Consider the following 16,610-nt stretch of genomic DNA (forward strand, 5'->3'; position numbering starts at 1 on the left):
AGTCAGGTCGAAGCGTGGGCCGCCTGGGGGCTGTCCTGCGACACTCTGCCGTCGACCAGCTGAACGAGCCTCGAACAGCGGCCGGCAAGCTCGTGGCTATGTGTAACGATCAGGAATGTAGTGCGGTGCTCGCGATTGAAGCGCTCCATCAGGTCGAAGACGTCGCTTGCCGTGCCTGTATCGAGGTTGCCGGTGGGCTCGTCGGCGAGGACGAGCGGCGGGTTCATCGCCAAAGCTCGCGCGATGGCCACGCGCTGCTGCTGGCCTCCGGACATATTCATCGCGCGGTTGTTGCGCCACCACGAAAGGCCAACCCAGTCCAGAAGGTCATCCGCACGCCGTTCCATCGACGCTGTCGGGCGGCCTTGATCGACGAGGAGCGGCATCATCACGTTCTCCCGCGCTGTAAATGCCGAGATCAAGTGGTGGTACTGGAACACGAAGCCGATTGCATGGCCCCGAAGCTTCGTCACTTCGCTTTCCGAAAGGGATGCGGTCGCCTGACCGTCGATGACGAGGCAGCCGGCGGTAGCCCGGTCGAGCAGCCCGATGATGTTGAGCCATGTGCTTTTTCCGGAGCCAGAAGGTCCCATCAGTGCCGTGAATTCGCCATTTCGAACGACCAAGTCGATACCGCGAAGCACCTCCGTTTCGATGGAGGTGCCGACATTGAAAGACTTGCTGATGCCACTGAGAACGAGAAGGTCAGCCACGGATCGCCTCCACGGGATTAAGGTTCGCTGCCCTTAGCGCCGGCACGGTGCCGGCGAAAATGCCGGTCAGCGTCGCGAGCAGAGAAGACCACAGGAAGAGACTGGGCCTTACTATCAGAGGGAAGAACTCCTCGCCGTTGGGCTGGCGCGCGTAGCGGTGCCACAGGACCAGTGCCAGGCCGCCGAGAACTGAGCCTATAATGGATCCCAGAAAGCCGAGCACGCCGCCCTGAATGAGGAATATTCGCAGCACCTGGCCCCGGGAGCTTCCCATGGCTCGCAGGATACCGATGTCCTTCGAGCGCTGCAGGACGGACACGACCAACACCGCGGCAATACCAAAGGCCACAGAGAGGCCGACCAACGAACGGATGAGAAGGCTCGAAATGGTCTGGGCCCTGATTGCCGTAAAGAACTGGAAGTTGTTCTTGATCCAGCTTTCCGCCTTGACCGGGAGTAAGGCCTCGATCTCTTGTGCCACGTTTTCTGCTGCGTTGACGTCGCGAACGGTGATGTCGATGTCGGTCACGCCGCCGACCAGGTTAAAAAGGCTCTGCGCCGTGCGAAACGCAACGTAGGTGTTGCGTTCGTTCGCCCCGCGATTTCCCACGTCGAAAACGCCCTTGATTGTCAGCGTACGCAACGTACCATCGGCGGCGTTTACTTTGAGCTTGTCGCCAGTTTCAGCGCCCATGTCTTCGGCAAGGTTCACGCCAATCAGGATGTCGTCTGTTCCAATGACCGATGTTCCCGCCACCATGTAGTCGGGCAGACGGACTATCCGGAAATAGTCTTCCGGTTCCATTCCCAGAACACTGATGCTTCTGCTGGCGTCTCCTCGCACGGCGAGAGCGGAACCCGAGACGGAAGGCGTGGCTATGACGACGTCGGGGCGGGCTCTCATTCCTACGAGAATTGTCTGCCACTGGTCGAGGGGTCGGTTACGCTGCGCCGGTCTCTGAACAGCGGCGGCTTCAATTTCTCCGGTACTCCGGCGCAACGGACGCGCGACTTCGTCCGGCGGCTGCAGTTGGATCTGCGGCTGCCAGGTCAAAACCCGATTGGTGTAGTTCGTCTGCACGCTCGCGAGCATCGCCGCCATGAAGATGATGACGCCCACGCCTACTGCGATCCCTCCAAGGATGAACATCGTCTGCATCCAGCCCTCGGCCAGGAACCGCAGAGCGGCGATCCATCCAAATGTCAGCCAGGGTTTCATGATCGCACCGCGCGGACGCGCTGGCCCGCTCGGACGCCCGAGGCGATGGGGACCAGCAGCTCGCCCTCGGCCACCCCGCCCAGCACTTCGACGCGGTCGCCGGCGCGAAGACCGACCGTGACCGGCTCCTCCTGAGCCCGCCCATCGCGGACGACCAGCACCCATGGGGACGCGGACGTCGGATCGTGCACGGCCTTCGCGGGCGCGACCAGCGTCCCCTGCCGGCGATCGACGGCGATGTCGACGGACACGGTCATGTCCTGCCGCAGGTACGCTGGCGGGTCTTGAACGGTCAGCTTCACCTCGAGTGAGGCCCTTGCGATGTCGACGGAAGGATTAATGTACGTCAGCGTCGCATTGAAGCGCTCGTCGGGATAGGCATCGGCCGATGCCAACGCGCTTTGTCCAAGCCGGAGCAGGCCGACGTTTTTTTCGTCCACCTGCAGCACAAGCTGGGTGTCCCCGGTGGGAGCAAGCATGAGAAGCGGCGTTGCCGGCTGAACGCCCGCCCCTCGCTCGACGCCGCGGGCGATGAGGACTCCGTCGCGGGGCGCCGATATCGTCGCGTAGCCGAGACGCACCTGCGCGCTTGAAAGATTCGCTCTGGCCTGGTCTAGTTCGGTCCTAGCCATCTCGTACTCGCTTCCGCCTGGACTTAGGGTGTAGACCTGCAATTCTGTGGAACGTGCCAGTGTTCGCGCAACGTCCAGATCCTTGGTTGCCTGCTCGTAGGCGGCCCTGCTGCCGGCACCTGACGCGAGGAGATGATCAGCCCGCGTAAAGCTTGTCTCCGCGACGGAAAGGGTCGCCTCTGCCTGTTTCAGCGATTGCTGGGCTGCCGGGAGCGTGAATTCCTTGACCTCGCGCATCCGCGCTTCCGCCTGCGCGACCGCGCCCTTCGTCTGCATTAGCGCCGCTTCCAGCTCGCCGGGGTCGAGCGCAATCAGTGGCTGGCCCTGCTTTACGGACTGTCCCTCGTCCACCAGAACGTCCTTTACGGTGCCGGTAATCTGGCTTCCGATGTTTACGCGGAACGGTGTCTCCACGTGACCGCTTACCACTACGGTTCGCACGAGATCGGCGTGGACCACGGGGTAGGCCGCGACCTCAGGTCCAACCAGAACGCGGGCTAACGCCCAAGCCGTTCCCGTGGCGACCGTCATCATAATCAGGATCGACCATTTGCGAGCCCATATCGTCTTCACTGCCGCGGACTTGCCCGGACACTAAGTTTTGTCGGGATTGAACTCGGTTTCGATCTGCACGGCATCGACCCCTATAAGACATCGCCAATATTTTCATAGTCGCGGGTCGAGCGCACGTCGCCTTGTTCCAGATCAATTCGACTGGAGTTAGCGGAGGTCATGCCGTCCTGTTCTCGCGGTGCACGAGCCACAGGCCGGGCAGCATCGGCAGCCAAAATGAAAATCCCCGAAAGACGAGCGTAGCAGCGAGTGCTGCCTCGACCCGTACTCCCAGCAGGTGAAGGACCGCGACGCACGTCCCCTCGAACGAGCCGAGACCGAGCGGAAGCGGAGAGAGCGTGGCGACCACTGAGGCGAGGACGAAGGCGAGAAACGCGCGGGACAGGCCGACGCCCGCACCGAGCGACCGTAGTGACAGCCAGAGGGTGACGGCGTCCAGAATGAAGATCGCAAGTTGGAGCGGGACGGTCCGACCAAGGATTCGAACGTCACCCACCATGTCGATCCTTACCTGCTCGAATGCTTTTGACAGCCGTGCCAGGCGAGGACTGCGACGCAGGGCGCCAGGAATGAATCGGCCGCGCGAACGCGCGACGAAGAGAAGGACGATGGCAATCAACGCGACCAGGACTGCGAATGCGATCGATAGCCACGCCCATGTATCGCTGAGGTCGCCGATCCGCCAAAGTAGGAGGAAGGCAAGAGCTGCCGCAACCAAATAGGCGGCATAGTATGACAAAGCGGAAATCAGCAAAGCCGTGACAGCAATGGGGACGGGTACGCCCCTGCGTATCAAGCCTCGTACGACGATGATGCTGCCGCTTAGCCCGCCGGTCGGAATGGCTTGGTTGGCGAAGAGCTCGACCACCGCAAGCTTGAGGAGATCAGTGAGTGGCTGACTATATCCGGCGCTTCGCATCACCGTGGCCCAGATCGCGGCAGCGCAGGCGTAGGTCGCAGTCTGACTCGCAAGGGCAGCAAGGATCCATAAAGGGTTGGCCGACCTTAGAATATCAAGTAGAATCAGCATGTCCGCGAAACGCAGGATCATCGCGACGACCCCGACGAAGACCAGAATACCAATAGCCCATCCTAGTATCACACTCGCTGGTCTCGCCTCGCGCAGAACGATCGGGGCATCCGAGGCGGCCCATGACTTCTCTGGGTCAGCCATGTGCGGCCTCGATAGGCAGCGCCCACGTCGGTTGGCCCTCTTCGCCGCCAGCGCGCGTTTCCCGCTGCAGTGGCGGAAAGTGCTTCGGAGTTATTGTCTCATGATGTAGCAGTAGTCCGGCGCCCGCATGCGGCTCTGCAATCCTTGCCCCCAGCATTTTTTTGGTCTCGTCGAACGCATTCGCGATCGTCTTTCGAATAGCCTCGTCAACTCGGGCGGCCCTCGAAATAGTCCCTTGGGCGGAAGCCGGTCGCGGCGTCATTCAGCCATTGGAGCCGTTGCGGCTTTGACACGGCCTGTCCGACATTGCTCATGCCGAAGCGCGTGACGCATTCACGCGCCACGTCTGTCGCCTTCTCCAGATCGTCCGCCGCCCCGGTCGAAACGTCGCCGAAGACACGATTCTCGGCGGCCCGGCCCGCGAGCAGCGCGATGATACGCTCGTTCAACTCGCTGGCGGTAATAAGAAAACGATTCCCCGTGGGACGCTGCAACTGTAGCTGTTCGAAGCATGGGCTATAAAGAAGCTTCCCGATGCGAAAGCCATTAGAGTGCCGTCGATGCGTTGATCTCGCAGCCTTTGCTGCTGTGTTAGAGGCTGCCATCGGCGGGCGCCGCTCCTTGATCTGCGCCACTCCTGCGAGATAGCGGTGCTACGAGTTAGCGTGATTGGCTACGCCACGGTGTTTTTTCACAGACTTTGAAAGTGTCATTTGACCCTCGTCAAAGCCGATGAGCCGGGCCTGCCCGACTATGCTGATGGCGCCAATTCCGCCATCAGCAAACGATACACTGAGGAGGATATTATGACGTATTTTCCGTCTAGGACTTTTCCTGATGCCGCCCAGGAAGCAGGCATCTGGATTCGAGACCTTTCGGAGCTTTTATGCTGCGAGCAACCCGCCGCCTACGATCTTCTGTGCGAGGCCCTGCATTTAGTCCGCGACAGTCTGTCTGTGAACGACAACGCCGAGATCGGGAACGGTCTTCCTGTCGTTCTGCGGGGCCTGTACTTCGACGACTGGAAACCATCGGCGGCAGGTGCGCCCAACGAACTTGGGCTGACGCATCTGCCGCGATGCCTACAAGCGGATACTGGGTTTCTCGTCAACATTCTGAAGCTTCTGGAAAACCGGATGGGAGAGAGGCAGCCGGAGAAACTGGTGCACGCACTTAGAGTCTGGGCCTCGCCGCTTGGCCGAGTCGACGAGGGCGATCCGCTCGCCCCTTTAGAAGGCCCTCGATCGACTACAGAGAAGTGTGGTCCCTGTAACCGAGATCAGGCGAAGGTTAGGATCTGACGCCTGTCACCGGGCTCCGCCACTTCGATCGCAATGATCTCGCCGTGATCAATTTGGACTGAAATTTGTTCCGGCTTCTCGACCACATGCGTCATCGCCGCGATAGAGATTTCCAAGGTATCGTTTCGGGGCTCGTACGTGGCCCCTTCCAATGGAGAGGATTTCACGAGAATCTGGTCGCCAAGCGATGCACCGACGATTTCAATCGTCATTTTCTTCCCGTGTACCGCTACCCGGAGACGCGAGAAGAATACGGGCCATTCAGTCTTCGCGATTGTAATCACTGTCATTTCTTCAGTCTCCCGATTATGGAAACATAGGTCGTTGCGGGTGTGGAGGCGCACTGGTTTCGAGCGTCGGGCTATGCCGACATTCGCCTCGGCGATTGGGGGAGGCCATCCCAACGCCCGGAGGCAGATACTCTTCCGTTCTGTCCGATGGGGACGGGGTCATATTAAACTCCTTTTCGCCGAACACCGTGGGTCGGTTTCCATCAGTTGGATGTGTTCGCACTGATCCAAGCCATCAAAGCACCGAAGCTCCCGTCTTGCGTTGATCTCGGTCAAAGCGACAGGGCAGTTCGCGGAGCATAAGGAAAAGAGACCCACCAACGCGGAGGCGCGCGATGTTCAATCCACAGTTCCGGCACCATTTACCGAAGAGCAATGCTCTGCTGGAGCCGGACTGCGAGATGCCCATCGCCGACTTTGTTCTTCACAAAAGTAGTGAAAAGGGCTGGGAAGTGTTGGTTGCCACTAAGCGTGCCTTTCATTGGATTTCTGCAAACCACACAGGCCGGTTTGACCGTGAAAGTGGAAAGATGTGGATGACGTTGAACGAAGCGAATGTGCTTCTTCGCGAAGTCCGCAGGGCTGGCCTACGCACGAGATATGGGGGCCGAATAGAATCGAAATGCTCTAACCGCCGTCCGAGTGATGCGTCGCCGAGAACCTGACTTGCGCGAGGTAGTCGCTGCGGTTGCGTTCAATTACAGGGGATTAAGAATGTTTCTCCAACAATGCGGCCGCCGGCTGCGCTGGCTGGTACTAGACCATGCGTTGTCCGTTATCCTGGTTCTAATGATCGTAACGGTTTTCAGCGTCATTTTCGTCAGATCGAAGGGCGATCTGTACCAGCGGGGGGCAAGTCTCGAGCAATCAATCGAAGGACGTCCGTGAAGGGCGAACGCTAGATGGTGGGCAGCCATAGTCGGAAGCGCCAAGCCGGCAGCACATCGGCAGGCGGCGTTGCACCTTAGGTGATCTTCAGGCTTCAGTCTCCTTTTGAAGCCGCGCTCCGATCTCGTGGACTGGCATCTTTGTAAAGTCCTTGGCGATTTCGGCGAAAACAGCAGTTCGCGCCGCCGCTCCCAGGCGGCGACGGAGAAATCCGAGCGCGCGCGGAGGAGCGATCAGCAGCAGCCGCGACAGACTGCCCTTCTCTATGTCTTCCTCGATCGCTGCTGCCTCGCGCGCAAGGAAGGCCTGCTCAAGGCGCTCATGGAGGTCGGGTGTTTCGACCGCACTCCCTGCTTCGCCTATCGATGCGTGGACCCGCCCAGGGCGGTCGTTGCCCAGCAGCCTCGTCGGAGGAGACACGTTGACCGAGGTGCGAACCTGGACAAGGTTAAGGTTCTGTGTGTTGCCTTCGTTTCGAAGATATAAGGCTTTGGAGCCGTCGCACACCAGTATCCAGTCGTTTGACCGAATTCGCATCTTGGTCTCTCCCTTCTTCCGATTTTAATCTGCGATTACCGCGTAGGGGTCGTGAACTCGAATCGATTTCGCGTCCGAAATTTCCTTGGTCGGGGGACACGCGCTTGCCGCAAGACGTTTGGCAATATGATGCGAAGCGGCAGTGAGCGCGTTGATCAAGATCAATGGGCATCCCGACCAGGCGAACCACAGGTTCCGAGACGATTTTATTCCATCTTGGAAGTCGAGACCGGAGGGAGTCAGGGCGCAATGGTGCAGGCAGCGAAATCGTCGGCCACAAGCTTGGCTTCCTTGCCCGCCACAGTCTCGGCGTCGGTTGCACTTGTTGCAACGATCGCGAAAACTCTGCCCGTCTCGTGGATATAGTCCAAGATCACTTCTTCCGAGAAGTCGCTTAGCACAGCCAGCATGTCGCCATGCGCCTGAACTGCAGATAGAGCTTCCATACATTGCAGACCTCGCTTGAGCCGGTCATGAACAAAGCGCATGCTTTCGAGCTGAAGCCGGGTCGCAAGTTCCGTTTGAAACTGGCTACTAGCCAGCAAAGCCGTGCCGAAAGGGCTGAAGTGCGCAAATGGCAGCTGGGTGTGAAGACCGATCATCCTAAAATCTCCTGATTGTTCTCGTGACAAGTGGCCGTTCGATCCGTCAGTGCGATCAAGCATCTGAAGGGGACGATGAACTGCCGTCTGGTGCGCGCGCGCCAGCCGCATATTGTCTTTTTTTGAAAATTGCCTCCAGGTGGCTGGCAAGGTTGGCAGTCGTGTAAGGTTTAGTTAGCCATTCCTCCCGTTCGATTCCTATTTTGCTCCGGGCGGCGGGCTCGGCGTAGCCGGATGTGAATAGCACGGGAAGCAAGGGCCAGCGTCGGCGAACCTCCAGAGCCAGTTCGGCGCCCGACATGCCGGGCATGACCACGTCGGTGAACAGGAGATCAACGCCTGTCTGCTTCTCAAGAAGATCGAGCGCCGCCGGGCCGTTTGCCGCCTCGAGCACGCTGTAGCCGAGCGATCGCAGTCTCTTCATCGCGACACGCCGCACTCGGTCGTCGTCTTCGACTACAAGAATCCGTTCGCCCATTCCTATTGGCAGTGGAGGCAGGCTCTGTCCGGCGGCGGGGGCTTCAATGTTCAAATCTTTTGAAGCGTAAGGGAGATAAATCCGGATTGTCGTGCCGAGGCCTTCTTCGCTATGGAGAGCGACATGCCCGCCCGATTGCTTGACGAAACCATAGACGGAACTCAGGCCGAGCCCGGTTCCGGCCCCATATGGCTTAGTCGTGAAGAACGGCTCGAACGCCCTTTCCATGGTTTCGGGCGACATACCAATACCGGTATCGCTCAAAGTTATCAGAACAAATCGACCAAGGAGCACCTCGGGGTCGACCGTGGCGTGATACGGGTCGAGTAGTTCATCTTGCGAAACTTCTATTGATAGAGTGCCACCTTTCGGCATTGCATCGCGGGCGTTGATGCCGAGATTGAGCAAGGCATTTTGGAGCTGCGGGGCGTCTACGACCGTCCAGCAGCCTGTGTTGATAACGGTCCTGATCACGATGGTCTCTCCAAGCGTGCGGCCCAGCATATGCGCCGTCGCCGTTACAAGCTGGCCGAGATCCGAAAGGACAGGATTGAGCGGCATCTGACGGCCAAATGCGAGCAGGCTGGTGGTCAACTGCGCGGCGAGATTGGATGCCTCCTGAGCGTCCGCTATTAATTGCCTATGCTTAACGTCCACCTTTGTCTCCAGCATTTCCAGATTACCATTGATCACGGTCAGCAGATTGTTGAAGTCGTGGGCGACACCGCCAGTCAGCTTCCCGATCGCTTCGATCTTCTGCGTTTGTCGTAGTTCCTGTTCGATACGCCGCCTTTCCGTCTGGTCCCGCATGAAGCCGGTGAAGATCTTTTCCCCTCCCACCTCCACTTCGCCGACATGGAGTTCTACCGGAAACTGCGTGCCGTCCTTCTTCAGTCCGACCACGATGCGGCTACCCTTGACGCGTCGCTCGCCGGTCTGGAAATAGCGTTCGATATAGCCGTCGTGAGCGCCTCGGTCCGGCTCCGGCATCAGAATTCTTACGTTGCTTCCTGCGAGCTCGTCGGCTCTGTAGCCAAAGAGCCGTTCCGCCGTCGCACTGAAGGAGCGGATGGTGCCGCGGCTATCTATGACAACCATCGCGCTGGGGACGGTTTCGAGGATGGAACGCAGATGTGCTTCACGGCGAAGCGCTTCGTCCGCGGCTTTTGAAAGCGCTGCTCCCACCTGATTGACCTCTTCCACCGGCGTTCGCACAAGCGGAACTTCCGCATTGCTGTTCAGCTGCAGTGCCGCACTTTGGAGGCTGGAGAGAGCGCCAAACAGATGTGATCCCATCCATTACGTGAATGCTATGGCGCATGCTACCAAGGTGCCTCCGATAGCAAGCAGCACGGACGAAGCCCTCCAGAGGGGCGCCCTCAGGATCGAGAGGGGCACGGTCACGGCCGTTGTCCAACCGGTTTTGGCAGAACGCACGTAGGCGGCTGCTACCTCGGTCCCTTCGATGTTTGTCCCGGTCCACACCCCGTCGGCCCCGGTCGCCTGCGCCAGCCACTCGGGAGGCGTCTGATGGCCAACGAATTTCGCATGCTGTAGCGTCCGGGCGATGAGGTGCCCGTTTCCGTCGGTAAGGCCGGCAAGCCATCCCCGCTCGAGATCTACCTGCGACAACGCGGCAAGAAACTGCGACGCAGGCAGATCGATCGAGAGGACATATACGGCTCTGCTGTTTCGAACGACTGGAACAAAGAGCGCAATGACATCGGAGCCATTGCGCTGTATCAGGTTGCTTACGACCGGCGCCTTGGATTCGACTGCCTGCATCTCATAGGCTAGACTCGCCTTGTCGAGTTCCGGCAGCTCTGAGTTCCCCGGCACCGTCGTGCTCACCATCGGCCGTGCTTCGCCTGGTACGGTGAGGGCGATGTCATGCCCGAGCAGCCTAGCCGCCTGCGACAGATTGTCGTGGAAGTCCAGTATGTCTCCCTCGCGAAGAGCGGTCGACGCGGCCAGTTGCTGCAGGACGAGGCGCGGTCCTGAAAGTAAATGGTCTACCGCGGCAGCCATTTCCCGAGATGCGGATCGGGCGCGATCGATTGCTCTGTTCTGCTCGGAACTCACGTAGAACCATGCAAGAATGAAGGCGAAGAGCAGAATGGGTAAGATCAGTCCTGCTGCAAAGAGATTGAGATAGCTGCCCGCCCTCCAGCTAGCCGCTGGGCTCGACTGCGGGTGGGAAAAGTGTCCCGGTGGCATTGGAGAGTGTCCATCGGCGGGAGCGTCGTTCATCCTATTTCTCCCTTAGAGCAATTCCCTCGCCGCTTGATAACGGGGGAGGGATTGCGGAAGCGAGTTTAGCGCAAATCCTTGGCACTCCTAAGGGCCAGGCAGTGTTTCCGCAGACGCTCGAGAATAGCTATCCGGGCTAGCTCCGAGTTCACGAACGACATGATTGCTGTGGGGGCAGAATGATGGTTCCCTTGGATTGCATTGAACTCAGTTTAACTCGAAGGCGACCGATCACATTGCGCCAAATCAATCCGGCGTCGTTTTGTGTGGACGAGATCATTAACGAGTTTGCGCTCACCCGCTTGCGAGCCACCTACTTACCAGGACCGGGAAACTCCGCCGCGTTACGGCGGCGAAATTACCAAGCCGTAGTAGGGATCTACCCAAGACAAGTGATCGACGACTGATTTGGTCCCCGGAACATTTTCGGCGGCGACCCGCGCTGCTAATCGCTCACGCTCGTCGTAGACGGTGCCTGAAAGTTCGGCGTTGCCGTCCTTGACTGAAACACGGATAGCGCCGTTGCGGCTCCAGCTCCGCTTCGCCAGTTCTTCCGTGATTTGCGCCTCGATTTCGGCGTCGCTCTTCTGGGTCTGAACCGAAGGCAACATGCGAACGAGTGCACGCAGAAGATCAGATCGGGCGACAACTCCGACAAGCTGCTCGTCCTCGACGACAAGAAGCCTTTTGACGTCGTTGCGTTCCATCTGTTCAACTGCCTCGGCAATCGGCGACCATGGGGAGATCGTAACGACCGGCGAGGTCATGACCTGGTCCACCTGTCGGCCATGGGCATGTACGTATTCGTTTGCAAGCTTGCCTGGGCTGGCAAGAAACTCCAGAAAGCGCGACCTCCGCCGCTCGGTGTCGAGCTCAGCGCGCCGAAGGAAGTCGCCTTCGCTGACGACGCCGACCAAGACGCCGTCGTCGTTGACGACGGGAAGGCCGCTTATACTGTGTTCCAGCATGACATTTGCCGCTTCGGCGATCGGCGCGGAGGCCTTAACGGTGATCGGGTTCCGGGTCATGATTTCGCATATGAGCATGTCCGTCTCCTTGAAAGTCGTGAGGGGCTTGAGGTCCAAATCGGCCTAGTCCGTCGCGAACATTGGGCATCTGGATTGGCTGAAGAAGATACATAGCACCGATCCGCTGGCCGGACGTTGATCACGGTCAAAGTGCAGAAAGTAGCGGAGAGGTGACAGTCCGCCTCGCAATCAGGACGTTCGCGCAGATCAACCGGAATTCTTGGGCTTAACGACTACGAAGCTCTTAGAGTTGCCTCGAAGAATGCCGAGCAGGAGGACGTCCTTCGCTGACTTCGAAAGGTCGACGACCATCTGCGGTGTAGTGGATGCCTTCCGGTTGACCGTCGTTATTATGTCGCCAGGTTGCAGACCTGCCGCTGCTGCGACGCTGTCGTCGGAAAGGGAAGCAACAATCGCTCCCTCGTCGGAGCCGGTCGCCTGCAGCGTCAGGGAAGCCAGCAGTCCTTTGCCGTCGACGAATTCAGAGGATGACTCCGCCACCTCATTAACGAGGGTAGCAAGGGTGGCGGCTATCTCGACGTTTCCGGCGCGCCGCAGGACGAGCAGCTTTATGGTCGCGCCGGGAGGAAAAGCCGAAACTCGTGTTCGTAAGTCCGTTGAGTCGGCGACGGGAATTCCGTTCACTTTTGCGATGATGTCCCCAACCAGCACGCCCGCCTTGGCGCCGGGCGAACCTGGTGTGACATCGTTTACGAGCGCTCCGGTCGTCGCCTCGACGCCGAACGCCAGACCAAAATCCCTGCTGCTGTCCTGTACCTGGACGCCGAGCTGACCCCGCTGGATCGTACCTTTTGCAATAAGCTGCTCCATGATTGCTTTCGCCTCGTTGATCGGAACTGCGAAACCTATTCCGGCGTTGCCTCCGTCGCTGGCGATGATCGCGGTGTTGATGCCAATCACCTTGCCCTCGATGTCGACCAATGCGCCGCCGGAACTGCCGGGGTTGAGCGATGCGTCCGTCTGGATGAGTCCGGCGCCGAACTCCGGGCGGATTCGGTCGAGGGCGCTGACAATACCAAACGTGACCGAGGTATTCAGACCAAAGGGACTGCCAATCGCAACGACGTAGTCTCCGACCTTGAGGGCGCTGGAATCTCCGAGTTCGACAGCCTTCAGCCCTTCTGCTTTGATTCTGATGACGGCGAGATCAGACTGTTCGTCAGTTCCTGTGACAAAGGCATCGTACGTAGCGCCGTCGGCGACCGTCACCTTGATCGCAGTCGCTCCGGCAATCACATGATTGTTAGTCAGAATATAGCCGTGTCTAGCGTCGGTGATGACACCCGTGCCCGCCGGCATCGAGACGTGGAAAGGAACCGCATCGTTTTCCGGGGACTCGGATTGCTTGCCCGGTGTCAGGAACACGGGATTGTCATCGCTCGTCTTTCCTTTGACCGAAATGCTGACCACCGCCGGTGCGACACGTTCAAGCATGGGGGCGAGCGAGGGGAGACCGGACTCTGCTCCCCAGGCTGCCCCGCCAAAAAAGGCGAGCAAGGTCGCTTGGAGAAGCCACGTCATGGTTGCTCTCGTTCGAATTCGAATGGCCAAGCCGCTCATGGCAGAGTCCTCTCCTTGGTGCGCGATGCGAAATTGCCGGGCAAAGGATGTGCGTGGAAAAAGAGAGTGGCATTGACGAAGCGCAAAGAAGTCTGACCGAGCCGTTTGATTGCTGCCATGCGAGCTCGAGCATCATTGGATTGGACAGTCCAAACAAAGACCAGCTTAGTCGCCACACGATATGCTCGCTCGCCGTCGGCGCCTCCGCAGGAGGAATACCAGCCATCCGCGTTTTCCTGGCCAGAATTCCTTCCGATCTCCGGCATAACCCCACGGGGGGTTCGCTGCCCCTGAGATCGCGGACCAATTGCACGAAATATAAGCTCGGACCACGCCTATAAAAGTACGCTCTAAATGACGGCGATTTGGGGTAGCGGCACTGGTGGTTCCGGCCTATCCAGACGCCGATGACGGTCTAGTGGCTGCGCGTGACGGCGCCGACCGTCAGAATGCCATCGGCGCCCGTATGTCATGTCGTTCGGCGATTCACCAGCTTTCCGCACTTTGATATGCGTCAAAGCGCGCGGACTTAGGCACGTTAGGCTGGTCCGATCAACTATTCAGAGGAGGTCGCCGCGATGCGATACAAGACCATCCTATCCGTGATCGGTGTCAACGACTTTCAGGAGGATCTCAAGAATGCGATCGTGCTGGCGCAGGCCGCTGAGGCGCATTTGTCGGTGGTCGTGATTGCCATGGCGGCTCCGCCGCCGATCGGCGCATATGTTGAAGCAATTTCGCCGGCGTGGCTCGAGGAGAGACAAGGGGATGTCGCCAAACTGGAGAACCAAACACGTCGTGCAACGGAACAGCTTGCTGCTTCAGGACTGTCTTTCGATATTCAGGACCTATACACCGAGTTTGCTTGGGCCGACGAGGACATCGCGGTGCGGGCACTCTACGCCGATCTCACCCTCGTCGGCCGCAGGGCGGCGAGCGACGGTCAGCTCTGCCGGAAGATCATCGACGGTGCCTTGTTCCAGGCGCCAGCGCCGGTGCTTTTCAATCCAACCGACGAGGCCGTTAACTTGTGCCCGAATCCCATCCTCATCGCCTGGGACTCCCGCATGGAGGCAGCTCGGTCTGTCCAGCAAGCAATGACGCTCTTGCTGCAGGCCAAGGACGTCCGGGTCGTGCTCATCGATCCCATCGCAACCCCGTCTTCAAACGGCGAAGATCCGGGGGCTGACATCGCCGCATTTCTCGCCCGACAAGGGGTGACAGTCACTGTGGAAGTGATCGCCGGCGGTGGAAGAACGGTTGGGGAAGCATTGAAGCAACGCGCGATGGAGGCGGGAGCGGAACTCGTTGTGATGGGCGCTTACAGCCACTCTCGCTTTCGCGAACGGGTGTTTGGCGGGGTGACGCGGTCGATGCTCGAAACGACCAATGTCCCTCTTTTTCTAAGCCACTAGCACCTCGGCGGGACTGGCTGAAATCCTTGTCAAGATTGTAGAGCTGCAGAACTTGGTTGTTGAGGGGGGCCGGATTGGCGGCGCCGAAGGCCTCCCACGGCGCGCATGACCTTGGTGCTGAGCAGCCAGCCGTCGTTGTAAAGCGCCCACTGGCCCATCATCTCGAAATACTGCGTCCTGTGGTGCGTGGGGGTCGTGGCGTTCGCCTTGTGGAAGGTGTAGGCGAAGCTCGTGCCCTCGATCGGCGTCTGCTTGATGCCGTCGACTATATCGGGCGCCGGGATGCCACTTACTTCTAAGAGCGTTGGCACGACGTCGATCACGTGCATGAACTGTTTTCGAAGCCCGCCCGTGTCCGCAATGCCTGCACGCCAGGACACAACTATGTTCTGGCCCACGCCGCCAAGACGCGACGCGTTCTGCTTGAACCAGGTAAACGGCGTGTCGAATGCCCAGGACCAGCCGGCGGACATATGATTGTAGGTCTGTTCCGTGCCCCAGACGTCGTACCATTTCATCTGGACGTCCACCGGCATCATATTGACGCCGTTGAAGAAGGCGACTTCGTTCGGCGTCCCGAGCGGGCCGCCCTCAGCGCTCGTGCCGTTGTCGCCGTTGATGTAAATGATCAGCGTGTTATCGAGCTTGCCCATGTCCTCGATGGATTGAACGACGCGTCCGATCTCGTGTTCGTCATAGGCGGCATAGGCCGCGAAGACATCCGCCTGCCGGATGAACAGCTTCCTTTCGTCCGCCGCTAGATCGTCCCAGTTCTTGATGACATCGGCGGGCCAGGGTTCAAGTTGCGAATTCTGCGGGATCACTCCGAGCTTCTTCTGGTTGGCGAAGATCTGGTCGCGAAGCTTGTTCCAACCCTGGTCGAACAGATGCATGCTGCTGATCTTGTCCAGCCACTCCTTGGTCGGATGGTGCGGAGCGTGCGTCGCACCGGGCACATACATCATGAAGAACGGCTTTTCCGGTACCGTCTGGTTGAGGCGATTCAGGTAGTCGATTGCGTCGTCGGCCATCCCGGTGACGAGATTCCAGCCGGGTTTGCCTTCGAAGGGGTAGATGTGGGTGGTGTTACGGAAGAGGTTCGGCTGCCACTGGTTCGCATCGCCGCCCACGAAGCCGTAGAAATATTCGATACCCATGCCCGTCGGCCATTGATCGAACGGTCCGGCCTGGCTTGCCTGGAATGGCGGGACGTTGTGGTCCTTGCCAAACTAGGATGTCGCGTATCCGTTGTCGAGCAGAATCCGGCCGATAGTCGCCTTGTCCCTACTGATATGCTGTAGCCGGGAAAGCCCGTGGACTGTTCGGAGATCACGCCGAAATCGTCCGAATGGTGGTTCCGGCCCGTGATGAGAGCCGCCCGCGTCGGCGAGCATAGGGCCGTGGAATGGATGTTGTTATAGCGCAGGCCGTTCGCGGCAAGGCGATCCATCGTCGGAGCGGGGATGACACCGCCGAAGGTGCTCGGCACGCCGAAACCAGCATCGTCCGTCATGATCAGAAGGATATTCGGGGCAGTCTTTGGCGGGACGACCCGCGGTGCCCACCATGGCTTCGAACTCAGAGCGTCATTGGTGATAGTACCGCCGAAGCTGGGGTCGGGCGGCGGCAATTGCCTGCCATCGATCGTGGTCGTCGCGCTCGGTGAGCCGAGTATGCCGGTAACCTGTTGCGCAAATGCCGCACCTGCTGTCAGGGCCGTTGCGGAAACGGCAGAGGCCAACGAAATCGATTTTCATGGCGATTCCCCTCCCACCGACCGTTGACAGCCATTTCGGGATTTGACGGCTTGCTCGCTCCAACGGTAAAAGCAGGTAAAGCCGGCCAAAATCGCAGTTGCCTGCGAATATAGCATGAGCTCGACGGAGTGCGTCTGGTCAGTTGGATTAATTCCAAGCGGAAGATAGCTCT

The 16,610-nt window shown here is 59.2% G+C and carries 14 protein-coding genes and 1 pseudogene; 2 read left to right on the forward strand and 13 right to left on the reverse strand.

What is annotated here, in order from left to right:
- Positions 1–2 precede the first annotated feature (2 nt).
- From AB4048_RS20840 to AB4048_RS20860, 5 genes are all read right to left on the reverse strand, one after another.
- Entirely contained in the window at positions 3–713 is a 711-nt protein-coding gene (locus AB4048_RS20840) for an ABC transporter ATP-binding protein (protein ID WP_442203889.1), read from the reverse strand.
- Complete coding sequence (locus tag AB4048_RS20845) at positions 706–1,932, reverse strand: ABC transporter permease (protein ID WP_442203890.1); 1,227 nt, start codon at positions 1,930–1,932, stop codon at positions 706–708. Before AB4048_RS20845 ends, AB4048_RS20840 begins: the two co-directional genes overlap by 8 nt.
- On the reverse strand, positions 1,929–3,137 hold the full coding sequence (locus AB4048_RS20850; protein WP_442203891.1) for an efflux RND transporter periplasmic adaptor subunit: 1,209 nt from the start codon (positions 3,135–3,137) through the stop codon (positions 1,929–1,931). Before AB4048_RS20850 ends, AB4048_RS20845 begins: the two co-directional genes overlap by 4 nt.
- Positions 3,138–3,294: 157 nt before the next feature.
- On the reverse strand, positions 3,295–4,311 hold the full coding sequence (locus tag AB4048_RS20855; protein ID WP_442203892.1) for a lysylphosphatidylglycerol synthase transmembrane domain-containing protein: 1,017 nt from the start codon (positions 4,309–4,311) through the stop codon (positions 3,295–3,297).
- A 206-nt stretch (positions 4,312–4,517) separates the two neighbouring features.
- On the reverse strand, positions 4,518–4,760 hold the full coding sequence (locus AB4048_RS20860) for a hypothetical protein (RefSeq protein ID WP_442203893.1): 243 nt from the start codon (positions 4,758–4,760) through the stop codon (positions 4,518–4,520).
- 264 nt (positions 4,761–5,024) lie between these two features.
- Between AB4048_RS20860 and AB4048_RS20865 the strand changes: the two genes are divergently transcribed.
- Positions 5,025–5,612 (forward strand): DUF2267 domain-containing protein, encoded by a 588-nt coding sequence (locus AB4048_RS20865; protein WP_442203894.1) that lies wholly within the window; start codon positions 5,025–5,027, stop codon positions 5,610–5,612.
- Here AB4048_RS20865 and AB4048_RS20870 read toward each other — a convergent pair.
- The 7 genes from AB4048_RS20870 to AB4048_RS20900 form a co-directional block, all read right to left on the reverse strand.
- A complete protein-coding gene (locus AB4048_RS20870) occupies positions 5,591–5,902 on the reverse strand; it encodes a DUF5335 family protein (protein ID WP_442203895.1) in 312 nt (103 codons plus the stop codon). The two genes, AB4048_RS20865 and AB4048_RS20870, sit on opposite strands and share 22 nt — an antisense overlap.
- A 975-nt stretch (positions 5,903–6,877) precedes the next feature.
- On the reverse strand, positions 6,878–7,327 hold the full coding sequence (locus tag AB4048_RS20875; protein WP_442203896.1) for a baeRF12 domain-containing protein: 450 nt from the start codon (positions 7,325–7,327) through the stop codon (positions 6,878–6,880).
- Between the two features lie 239 nt (positions 7,328–7,566).
- The gene (locus tag AB4048_RS20880; RefSeq protein WP_442203897.1) at positions 7,567–7,929 is read right to left on the reverse strand and encodes a hypothetical protein; all 363 of its coding nucleotides are present in this window, start codon (positions 7,927–7,929) and stop codon (positions 7,567–7,569) included.
- 55 nt (positions 7,930–7,984) lie between these two features.
- Entirely contained in the window at positions 7,985–9,703 is a 1,719-nt protein-coding gene (locus tag AB4048_RS20885) for a PAS domain S-box protein (protein ID WP_442203898.1), read from the reverse strand.
- 3 nt (positions 9,704–9,706) lie between these two features.
- Positions 9,707–10,657, reverse strand: coding sequence for a cache domain-containing protein (locus AB4048_RS20890; protein ID WP_442203899.1), 951 nt, complete (start codon positions 10,655–10,657; stop codon positions 9,707–9,709).
- A 344-nt stretch (positions 10,658–11,001) separates the two neighbouring features.
- Positions 11,002–11,703: a CBS domain-containing protein gene (locus AB4048_RS20895; protein ID WP_442203900.1), complete on the reverse strand. Its 702-nt coding sequence runs from the start codon at positions 11,701–11,703 to the stop codon at positions 11,002–11,004.
- 189 nt (positions 11,704–11,892) lie between these two features.
- A complete protein-coding gene (locus AB4048_RS20900; RefSeq protein WP_442203901.1) occupies positions 11,893–13,227 on the reverse strand; it encodes a trypsin-like peptidase domain-containing protein in 1,335 nt (444 codons plus the stop codon).
- A 641-nt stretch (positions 13,228–13,868) separates the two neighbouring features.
- Between AB4048_RS20900 and AB4048_RS20905 the strand changes: the two genes are divergently transcribed.
- Positions 13,869–14,681, forward strand: a complete 813-nt coding sequence (locus AB4048_RS20905) for a universal stress protein (protein WP_442203902.1) — start codon at positions 13,869–13,871, stop codon at positions 14,679–14,681.
- 10 nt (positions 14,682–14,691) lie between these two features.
- On the opposite strand, the pseudogene AB4048_RS20910 reads toward AB4048_RS20905, so the two are convergent.
- Positions 14,692–16,428 (reverse strand): annotated as a pseudogene (locus AB4048_RS20910) (arylsulfatase); the annotation flags it as partial.
- Between the last annotated feature and the right edge of the window lie 182 nt (positions 16,429–16,610).

Origin of the sequence: Rhizobium sp. RAF56, assembly GCF_052113965.1 — a bacterium.
Lineage (GTDB): Bacteria > Pseudomonadota > Alphaproteobacteria > Rhizobiales > Rhizobiaceae > Rhizobium.

Coding starts and splice junctions, on each gene's coding strand:
- AB4048_RS20845 (WP_442203890.1), bottom strand. CDS start 1,932: ATGAAACCCTGGCTGACATTTGGATGGATCGCCGCTCTGCGGTTCCTG.
- AB4048_RS20855 (WP_442203892.1), bottom strand. CDS start 4,311: ATGGCTGACCCAGAGAAGTCATGGGCCGCCTCGGATGCCCCGATCGTT.
- AB4048_RS20870 (WP_442203895.1), bottom strand. CDS start 5,902: ATGACAGTGATTACAATCGCGAAGACTGAATGGCCCGTATTCTTCTCG.
- AB4048_RS20875 (WP_442203896.1), bottom strand. CDS start 7,327: ATGCGAATTCGGTCAAACGACTGGATACTGGTGTGCGACGGCTCCAAA.
- AB4048_RS20880 (WP_442203897.1), bottom strand. CDS start 7,929: ATGATCGGTCTTCACACCCAGCTGCCATTTGCGCACTTCAGCCCTTTC.
- AB4048_RS20885 (WP_442203898.1), bottom strand. CDS start 9,703: ATGGGATCACATCTGTTTGGCGCTCTCTCCAGCCTCCAAAGTGCGGCA.
- AB4048_RS20890 (WP_442203899.1), bottom strand. CDS start 10,657: ATGAACGACGCTCCCGCCGATGGACACTCTCCAATGCCACCGGGACAC.
- AB4048_RS20895 (WP_442203900.1), bottom strand. CDS start 11,703: ATGCTCATATGCGAAATCATGACCCGGAACCCGATCACCGTTAAGGCC.
- AB4048_RS20900 (WP_442203901.1), bottom strand. CDS start 13,227: ATGACGTGGCTTCTCCAAGCGACCTTGCTCGCCTTTTTTGGCGGGGCA.